Origin of the sequence: Pseudomonas sp. Pseusp97, from assembly GCF_047304025.1 — a bacterium.
Classification (GTDB): domain Bacteria; phylum Pseudomonadota; class Gammaproteobacteria; order Pseudomonadales; family Pseudomonadaceae; genus Pseudomonas.
This window is the reverse complement of record NZ_JBGLYK010000044.1, coordinates 22,322-30,374: the sequence shown is the minus strand read 5'-3', so window position 1 is coordinate 30,374 and position 8,053 is coordinate 22,322. Positions and strand designations below refer to the sequence as shown.

Annotated in this window: 6 protein-coding genes and 1 pseudogene; 3 read left to right on the top strand and 4 right to left on the bottom strand. The window is 66.8% G+C overall.

Translation table 11 applies throughout. From position 1 onward, the window contains the following. From ACCC94_RS10790 to ACCC94_RS10780, 3 genes and pseudogenes are all read right to left on the bottom strand, one after another. Nucleotides 1–383 (bottom strand): annotated as a pseudogene (locus ACCC94_RS10790) (ABC transporter permease); the annotation flags it as partial. After that, complete coding sequence (locus ACCC94_RS10785; RefSeq protein WP_413349429.1) at nucleotides 377–1,183, bottom strand: phosphonate ABC transporter ATP-binding protein; 807 nt, start codon at nucleotides 1,181–1,183, stop codon at nucleotides 377–379. The pseudogene ACCC94_RS10790 and the gene ACCC94_RS10785, both read right to left, overlap by 7 nt. Further along, nucleotides 1,180–2,037 carry a putative selenate ABC transporter substrate-binding protein gene (locus ACCC94_RS10780; protein WP_413349428.1) on the bottom strand — a complete coding sequence of 286 codons (858 nt, stop codon included), beginning with the start codon at nucleotides 2,035–2,037 and terminating at the stop codon, nucleotides 1,180–1,182. The genes ACCC94_RS10785 and ACCC94_RS10780 overlap by 4 nt, the downstream gene beginning before the upstream one ends. Before the next feature lie 168 nt (nucleotides 2,038–2,205). Between ACCC94_RS10780 and ACCC94_RS10775 the strand changes: the two genes are divergently transcribed. Both ACCC94_RS10775 and ACCC94_RS10770 read left to right on the top strand, forming a co-directional pair. Further along, nucleotides 2,206–3,105, top strand: a complete 900-nt coding sequence (locus ACCC94_RS10775) for an NAD(P)-dependent oxidoreductase (protein ID WP_413349427.1) — start codon at nucleotides 2,206–2,208, stop codon at nucleotides 3,103–3,105. Then, on the top strand, nucleotides 3,102–3,893 hold the full coding sequence (locus ACCC94_RS10770) for a hydroxypyruvate isomerase family protein (protein WP_413349425.1): 792 nt from the start codon (nucleotides 3,102–3,104) through the stop codon (nucleotides 3,891–3,893). Before ACCC94_RS10775 ends, ACCC94_RS10770 begins: the two co-directional genes overlap by 4 nt. A 16-nt stretch (nucleotides 3,894–3,909) precedes the next feature. Here the strand turns inward: ACCC94_RS10770 and ACCC94_RS10765 are convergent, their stop codons facing one another. Next, nucleotides 3,910–6,072 (bottom strand): putative bifunctional diguanylate cyclase/phosphodiesterase, encoded by a 2,163-nt coding sequence (locus tag ACCC94_RS10765; protein ID WP_413349424.1) that lies wholly within the window; start codon nucleotides 6,070–6,072, stop codon nucleotides 3,910–3,912. A gap of 293 nt (nucleotides 6,073–6,365) precedes the next feature. Here ACCC94_RS10765 and ACCC94_RS10760 point away from each other — a divergent pair, with 293 nt between their 5' ends. Beyond that, nucleotides 6,366–8,024, top strand: coding sequence for a phosphoethanolamine transferase (locus ACCC94_RS10760; RefSeq protein ID WP_413349423.1), 1,659 nt, complete (start codon nucleotides 6,366–6,368; stop codon nucleotides 8,022–8,024). The last annotated feature ends 29 nt before the right edge of the window (nucleotides 8,025–8,053 follow it).

Sequence of the window (8,053 nt, the reverse complement as noted above, 5' to 3'; positions counted from 1 at the left end):
CCGGCCCCGCGCCGCGCGGCCCCCCCCCCGCCGGCCCGCCCGCCGCGGGGCAGGGCGGAGATCGACAGCGCACGGGTCGCCAGCAGCGCGGCGGGGAAGGCGATCAGCCAGGCCAGCGCCATGCCGGCGGTGGCGATGGCCAGGGTCTCCAGGGTGGCGCGGCCGAGCAGGGCGAGGAATTCTCCGTCATGGGCCGGCGGCCAGAAACCGCCGAGGAAGTTCGCCATGGTCCGCGCGTTGTCACCGCTGAACAGGCCGGCGATATCCAGCTCGGACAGGCGCTGGCCCGGCCACAGCAAGGCCAGGGCGAGCAGGGTGAGCAGCAGGCGCGGCAGCGCCGCCGGGTCGCGGGGCGGGCTCGTCGAAAGCGCTGGGTTCAGCATCGCGGAATCTGCACCACCACCGGTTTTCCTACCGGCGAAGACGCGTCCTGCTGGCCGAGCTGCTCGTTCGCGTAGAGTGCGCGCAGGTCCTCGGGCGTGACGTTGGCAGCAGGCTTGTCGAAGGCGATACGGCCGTCGCGCACGCCGACGATGCGCGGGAAGTGCTCCAGCGCCAGGTCCACCGCGTGCAGGCTGGCGAGCAGCGTCACGCCGCGGTTCTGCGCTTCGCGGGTGAGCACGCCGAGGGTGTGGCCGGCGAGCACCGGGTCCATGGCCGAGACCGGTTCGTCGGCCAGCAGCACTTCCGCTTGCTGGTACAGCGCACGGGCGATGCCGACGCGTTGCAGCTGGCCGCCGGAGAGCTGATCGCAGCGTTCGAAGAGCTTGTCACCCAGGTCCAGGCGCTGCAGCTCGCTGCGGGCGCCGGCGGCGTCGACCGGGTAGAGCAGGCTGGCCAGGCTTTTCCACAGCGGCCACTGGCCGAGGCGGCCGGCGAGCACAGCGGTGACCACCCGCTGGCGCGGTGGCAGCGGCGGAGCCTGGTGCACCAGGGCAATGCGCGAGCGCAGGCGCTGGCGCGCGGAACCGCTCAGCGCCCAGGGTTGGGTGCCGAGCAGATCGAATCTGCCGGAAGCGGGTTTCAGTGCGGTGGCGAGGATGCGCAGCAAGGTCGTCTTGCCGGCCCCCGACGGGCCGATGATCGCCACCCGCTCACCGGCAGCGACGCTGAGGTCGATGCCGGCGAGCGAGCGCTGGCCGTTGGCGTGGATATGCTCCACGCCGGTCAGTTTCAGCGTCACTTCAAGAGGCCGGCGGCGCGCGCCGATTCCTCGATGCCCTTGTAGTTGTCAGGCTGGGTCTCGATGAAGCGGCTGGCCGCCTGCAGGTCGAGGATTTCCTTGTCGCGCGGCTTGCTCGGGTCGAGGGCGAGGAAGGCCTTCTTGATCTTCTCGGCCAGGGCCGGGTCGAGGTTGCCGCGCACGGTCCAGTTGTAGTCGTAATAGGTCGGGGTCGTGGCGAAGACCTTCACCTTGCTGGTGTCGACCTTGCCGCTGTCCACCAGCTTCTGCCAGACAGAGGCGTTCAGCACACCGGCGTCGACCTTGCCGGCCTGGACCCAGGCGACGGTGGCGTCGTGGGCGCCGGAGTAGGCCACGCGGGAGAAGAACTGCTCGGGCACCACGCCGTCCTTCTGCATGAAGTAGCGCGGCATCAGGCTGCCGGAAGTGGACGACACCGAACCGAAGGCGAAGGTCTTGCCCTTGAGGTCCTGGATCGATTTCACGTTCGGGTCGGCGGTGATGAATTTGCTGGTGAACTGCTGGTCCTGCTCACGCTGTACCAGCGGGATGGCGTTGCCGGTCTTCAGCCGCGCCTGGACGAAGGTGAAGCCGCCCAGCCAGGCCATGTCCAGGCGATCCGAAGCCAGGGCCTCGACCACGCCGGCATAGTCGGATACCGGGATGAATTTCACCGGCATGCCCAGCTGTTCTTCCAGATAGGCGCCCAGCGGCTTGAACTTGCGCAGCAGCTCGGTGGGGGCTTCATCGGGAATGGCCGAGACTTTCAGTTCTTTCTGGGTGTCGGCGTGGGCGAAAACGGCGGACAGGGACAGGGCAAAACCGGCGGCGAGCGCCAGGGTGCGTTTGAGCATGGGGAGAGTTCTCCGGTTCAATGGCGGAAAAAACTCCGGGAGTATAGTGGCGGCGCGTCTGTTTGGCAGCTGTCGCAACAGCGAAAGCATTGCCGGCCGGGGCAAGTTCGCGCCTGCTAGAATGCCGCCTCCCCGTGCCCGTCCTGCTGTCGAACTGGAGATCATCCCATGTCGTCCCCTTTGCCATCCCTCGCTTTTGCCGGTCTCGGCCTGATGGGGGTACCCATGACGCGCCGCCTGCTCGCCGCCGGTTACCCGCTGGCCGTGTGGAACCGCTCCGCCGGCAAGCGTGAGCTGCTGGCCGCCGAAGGCGCCCAGGCTGTGGAAACCCCCGCGCAGCTTTGCGCCGACGCAGAGGTGGTGATGCTCTGCCTGGCCGATACCGCCGCCGTGCGCGAGGTGGTGTTCGGTATCGGTGGCATCGTCGAGAACGCCCGCGCCGGCCAGGTGCTGGTGGACTTCTCCAGCCTGGAGCCGGCCGCCACCCGTGAGATGGCCGCCGAGCTGGAAGCGCGCACCGGCATGCGCTGGGTCGACGCGCCGGTTTCCGGCGGCACGCCGGGCGCCGAAGCCGGCACCCTGGCGATCATGGCCGGCGGCCGCGTCGAGGACATCGAGCGTGTGCGGCCGATCCTCGCCCACCTCGGGCAACGCCTGACGCGCATGGGGGATGTCGGCGCGGGGCAGGTGACCAAGGTGTGCAACCAGATGATCGTCGCCTGCAACGCCCTGGTGATTGCCGAGGTGGTGGCGCTGGCGGAAAAGTCGGGCGTCGATGCCAGCCTGATCGCCCCGGCCCTGGCCGGCGGTTTCGCCGATTCGAAACCCTTGCAGATCCTTGCCCCGCAGATGGCCGAGAGCCGCTTCGAACCGGTGAAGTGGCACGTGCGCACGCTGCTCAAGGATCTGGACACCGCCGTGAAGCTTTCCCGCGAGGAAGGCTCGGCCACGCCCATGAGCGGCCTCGCCGCGCAGCTGATGCGCCTGCATGGCAGCCAGGGCAATCTCGAACGCGACCCGGCTACCCTGGTCGAGCAATACCGCCAGTCGAAGGAATTCCCCGCATGAAACTCTGCGCCAACCTATCCCTGCTGTTCACCGAGGTCCCGCTGCTGCAGCGTATCGACGCCGCCGCCAAGGCCGGTTTCGAGGGCGTGGAGATCCAGTTCCCCTACGACGTCCCCGCGCAGGATTTGAAAGCCGCGCTGGACGAAGCCGGCCTGCCGCTGGTGCTGATCAACCTGCCCGCCGGTGACCTGATGCAGGGCGGCCCGGGCATCGCTGCCGTACCGGAGCGCGCTGCCGAATTCGAAGCCGCGCTGGCCAAGGCCCTGGACTATGCGCGCATCGTCCAGCCGCAGCACATCAATGTGCTGGCCGGGCGACTGGTCGAAGGGCAGGAACGCGAGGTCGCGCTGCAGACCCTCGCCGAGCGCCTGCGCGCCACCTGCGATGCCTTCGCCGGCAGCGGCACCGACGTGCTGATGGAAGCCATCAACTGCCACGACATGAAGGACTTCCTGCTCAATACCCCCGAGCACCTGCAGGACATGCTCGAGCGCGTGGCGCGGGAAAACCTGCGCGCGCAGTTGGACCTCTACCACATGGCGCGCATGGGCCTGGAACTGGTGGATTGCATCTACGCGCTGATGGGCCAGATCGGCCACGTGCAGTTCGCCGACTACCCGGAGCGCGGCGAACCGGGCTCAGGCGAGATGGAGTTCGAGGTGCCGCTGCAGGTGCTCGACGACGTCGGCTACGACGGCTGGCTGGGCGCCGAATACCGGCCCACCGGGACCACCGCCGACTCCCTGCGCTGGCTGCCGCGCTGGCGCGCCGGCAAGTTCGACTTCTGATCCTGGATCACCGGCATCAGGCCCGGCTGCTCAGCAGTGCCGAGTCGCTGTCCTCGCGGTAGGCCTCGAGGAACTCCACCAGCGCGGAGAGCGGCAGGGGCCGGCTGAACAGGTAGCCCTGGGCCAGCTCGCAATGGTTGTCGCGCAGGAAGGCCAGTTGCTGCGCGTGCTCCACGCCCTCGGCGATCACCTTCAGGTGCAGCTTCTGCGCCATGGCAATGATCGCCTGGGCGATCTCGCTGTCACGGCGCGATTGCGGCACGTCGCGGATGAACGAGCGGTCCACCTTCAGCGCATCCAGCGGCAGTTGGCGCAGGTAGGACAGCGACGAGTAGCCCGTGCCGAAGTCGTCGATGGACAGGCTCACGCCCAGGTCGCGCAGGCGGTTGAGCAAGGGAATGGCCTGGTTGATGTTGGACATCACCGCGTTCTCGGTCACTTCCATTTCCAGGTAGCGGGCGGCCAGGCCGGTCTCTTCCAGAGTCCGCTGGACCTCGTCGACCAGGCTCTCACGGCCCAGGTTGCTGGCGCAGCAGTTCACCGCCACGCGCAGGCCGTCGTAGCCCAGCTCATGCAGGCGGCGCAGGTCCTGGCAGGCGCGGCGCAGCACCCAGGCATCGAGCGCGCCGATCAGGCCATTGGCGGTGGCCAGGCCGATGAAACGGTCCGGCGCCAGCAGGCCGTGGGTCGGGTGTTTCCAGCGCACCAGCGCCTCGAGCTGGGCCACTTCGCCGTGCTCGATGCGCAGGATCGGCTGGTAGTAGAGCACCAGTTCGTCGTCCCATAGCGCCTTGCGCAGTTCTTCTTCCAGTTGCAGTTCCTGGGTGGCCTTGGTCTTCAGGTGCGGGCTGAAGAAGTGGGTGGCGTTGCGGCCGTTGCCCTTGGACTGGTACAGCGCGAGGTCGGCGTGCTTGAGCAGCTCCTCGGGTTGCTCGCTGTCGTTGGGGAACAGGCTGATGCCGACGCTCAGGGTCATCACCAGGCTGCGCCCGGCGATGCTGATCGGCTCCTTCATGCGCTGCATCAGGCGCTGGGCAAGGATGCGCGCCTCGTGGTCCTCGCCCAGGTCGGCGAGGATGCAGAACTCGTCGCCGCCGAAGCGCGCCAGCAGGTCGGTGCTGCGCAGCGCACTGCGGATGCGCTCGGAAACGATGCACAGCAGCTCGTCGCCGGCCGCGTGGCCGAGGGAGTCGTTGACCCGCTTGAAGTGGTCCAGGTCCAGCAGGATCACCGCCATGCCCTGCCCCTTCTGGCGGTTGCGCTGCAGGCGGCTGGCGAACTCCTCGTTCAGCGCGTTGCGGTTGTGCAGGCCGGTGAGGCCGTCGAAGCGCGCCAGTTTCTGCAGCGAAGCGTTGGCATTGTCCAGCTGGCTGAGCAGGGCGTTGACGCGGCTCAGCTCGCTTTCCTTGCTCTCCAGGCTGTCCTCGATCCAGGCCGCCCAGAGTCCGGCCAGCACCACGGCCAGGGCCAGCAGGCCGACCATCAGGCCGAGCTGGATGGCGTTGCTGCGCCCCAGGTCCGCCACCGGCGCAACCCAGCTGGGCAGCGTCAGGGTCAGGGCCGCCATGCCGGTGAAGTGCATGCTGGAAATGGCGCCGCCCAGCAGCAGGCTGGCGAGGGTCTGGTAGATCCATTGGCGGGCGGCGGGTTGGCGATTGAGCACCGGCGCGAGCACCAGCGCGACAAAGGCCACCAGCACGGCCATCAGGACCGAGAGGGTCACCAGCAGCGGGTCGTAGTGCTGCATGGGCGGCGACTCTATGGCGGCCATGCCGGTGTAGTGCATGCCGGCGATGCTGGTGCCGATGCAGCAGGCTGCGAGCAGGTATTGCAGCGGACTCAGCCCGGCGTGGGCGAGCAGGCGCATGGCGATAACGCTGATGCCGATGGCCAGGAGCAATGACAGCAGCGTCAGGCCGCCGGAGAAATGCAGCGGCACCGAGGAGTGGAAGGCCAGCATGGCGACGAAGTGCATCGACCAGATGCCGCTGCCCAGGCAGATGCCGCCGACCCATTGCCAGCGATGGGCGTGCTGCGGCGCGCGGACCATTCGCGCGGCGATGCTCAGGGCGACGAAGCTGGCGGCGCAGGCGATGAGGATGGCCAGCAGAACCAGGCCGGGGTTGTGGGAACACTCCAGCAGCACAGCATCGGGTAAGGCGTCCTGGTGCCAGTCCATGGGCGGGATGCTCCGGATGTCGGGGGGAGGAGGCAGATTGATATCACTTTGCTTCAAGTCTAGGAAGTCAGGATGGCGCTGCAAGGAGCGTGTTGAATTTTCGGTGGAATGCCTGGAAGTGCGCGACGTACGGTAGTACCAAGTACCGGCTCGTTCATTGTTCCGACCGCTGGCCGAAAGCGGGTAGCCAACTTGACACTTTTTTGACTAACTGCCCGCTAGAGTTGCGCCGCCGGCCGGCAGGGTCGGCTATTCCATTTCCTATCCGACTATCGATGTAAGGAGTGCGCTCGATGTCCGAGGGCAAGCGCGGCCTCTTCCCCCAGGTCAGCCCCGCGCGGCTGGTCCTGCTGTTCTCCCTGGCCCTGGTGCTGTTCTACAACTTCGCCACCTGGCGGGCCCTGAACAGCCTAGTGCCCATGGAGGGTCTCTGGGGCGTGGCGTTCTTCGCGTCATTCGCCTGTTTCCTGTGGGCGGCCTTCACCCTCCTGCTGACCCTGGTGTCCTTCCGCCCGCTGCTCAAGCCGGCGCTGACGCTGGTGGCGCTGGTCTCGGCGGCCGCGGCGTACTTCATGAACTCCTACGGTGTCGTGATCGATACCGTGATGGTGCAGAACGTCATCGAGACCAATCCGGGAGAGGCCGCCGCGCTGTTCAGCGCGCGCATGGTCGGCTACCTGCTGCTGCTCGGCGTGCTGCCGGCGGCGATCATCTGGCTGACGCCGGTGCGCTACAGCTCATTCTTCCGCGGCCTGCTGAACAAGGTGCTGGTGATCTTCGGCTGCCTGGTGGTGGTGGCCGTCTGCGTGGGGGCGTTCTATTCCACCTACGCCCCGGTGTTCCGCCAGGAAGAGAAGCTGACCCACTTCATCAACCCGACCAACTACATCTACGCGGTGAGCAAGTTCACCAAGCAGCGCCTGGGCATCAAGGAAAACCTGGTGGTGCAGCCCATCGGCGAGGACGCGGTGATGCCGCGCAAAGTGAGCGCCGACGGGCGCAAGTCGCTGATGATCTTCGTGGTCGGCGAAACCGCCCGCGCTGACCACTTCTCCCTCAACGGCTACGCTCGCGACACCAATCCGGAACTGAAGAAGCTCGACATCCTCAACTTCGCCAATGTCAGCTCCTGCGGTACTTCGACGGCGGTGTCGGTGCCCTGCATGTTTTCCAAGTTCCCCCGCGAGGACTACAGCGACAAGAAGGGCAAGACCAACCAGGGCCTGCTGGACATCCTCCAGCGCGTCGGCGTCTCGGTGCTCTGGCTGGACAACAACAGCGACTGCAAGGGCACCTGCCTGCGCGTGCCCAACCGTGACATCCCGAAGAACCAGCCCGGCCCGTTCTGCGACGGCAAGAACTGCCTGGACGAAGCCCTGCTGCAAGACCTGCAGGCCTACATCGACGGTCTGAAGGACAATGCCATCATCGTCCTGCACGCCGACGGCAGCCACGGCCCGGAATACTACGATCGCTATCCCAAGTCGCTGGAGCGCTTCACCCCGGTGTGCCGCACCAACCAGCTGGGCAGTTGCAGCAACGAGGAGCTGGTGAACGTCTATGACAACACCATCCTCTACACCGACTTCTTCCTCTCCAGGGTGGTGGAGCTGCTCAAGCACAACCAGGAGCGCTTCGACACTTCGATGCTCTATGTTTCCGACCACGGCGAATCGCTGGGCGAGAACGGCGTCTACCTGCACGCCGCGCCCTACGCCATCGCGCCGAAAGCGCAGACCCACGTGCCCATGGTGATGTGGTTCGGCAACGGCGCCCTCGGCGGCATGGGCGTGGACCGCGGTTGCCTGGAGAAGAAGGCGGCCAGCGACGAGTTCAGCCACGACAACCTGTTCCACTCGGTGCTCGGTCTCTACGGCGTGCACACCGGCCTGTACCAGCCGGACCTGGATATCTTCCATTCCTGCAAGCGTGACATGACCGCAGCGCAGTGACTTGAACGGCGGCCATGAAAAAGGCCCTG

Excerpts from the sequence above, each read along its gene's own strand:
- ACCC94_RS10780 (WP_413349428.1), bottom strand. The coding sequence starts at position 2,037 with ATGCTCAAACGCACCCTGGCGCTCGCCGCCGGTTTTGCCCTGTCCCTG.
- ACCC94_RS10775 (WP_413349427.1), top strand. The coding sequence starts at position 2,206 with ATGTCGTCCCCTTTGCCATCCCTCGCTTTTGCCGGTCTCGGCCTGATG.
- ACCC94_RS10770 (WP_413349425.1), top strand. The coding sequence starts at position 3,102 with ATGAAACTCTGCGCCAACCTATCCCTGCTGTTCACCGAGGTCCCGCTG.
- ACCC94_RS10765 (WP_413349424.1), bottom strand. The coding sequence starts at position 6,072 with ATGGACTGGCACCAGGACGCCTTACCCGATGCTGTGCTGCTGGAGTGT.
- ACCC94_RS10760 (WP_413349423.1), top strand. The coding sequence starts at position 6,366 with ATGTCCGAGGGCAAGCGCGGCCTCTTCCCCCAGGTCAGCCCCGCGCGG.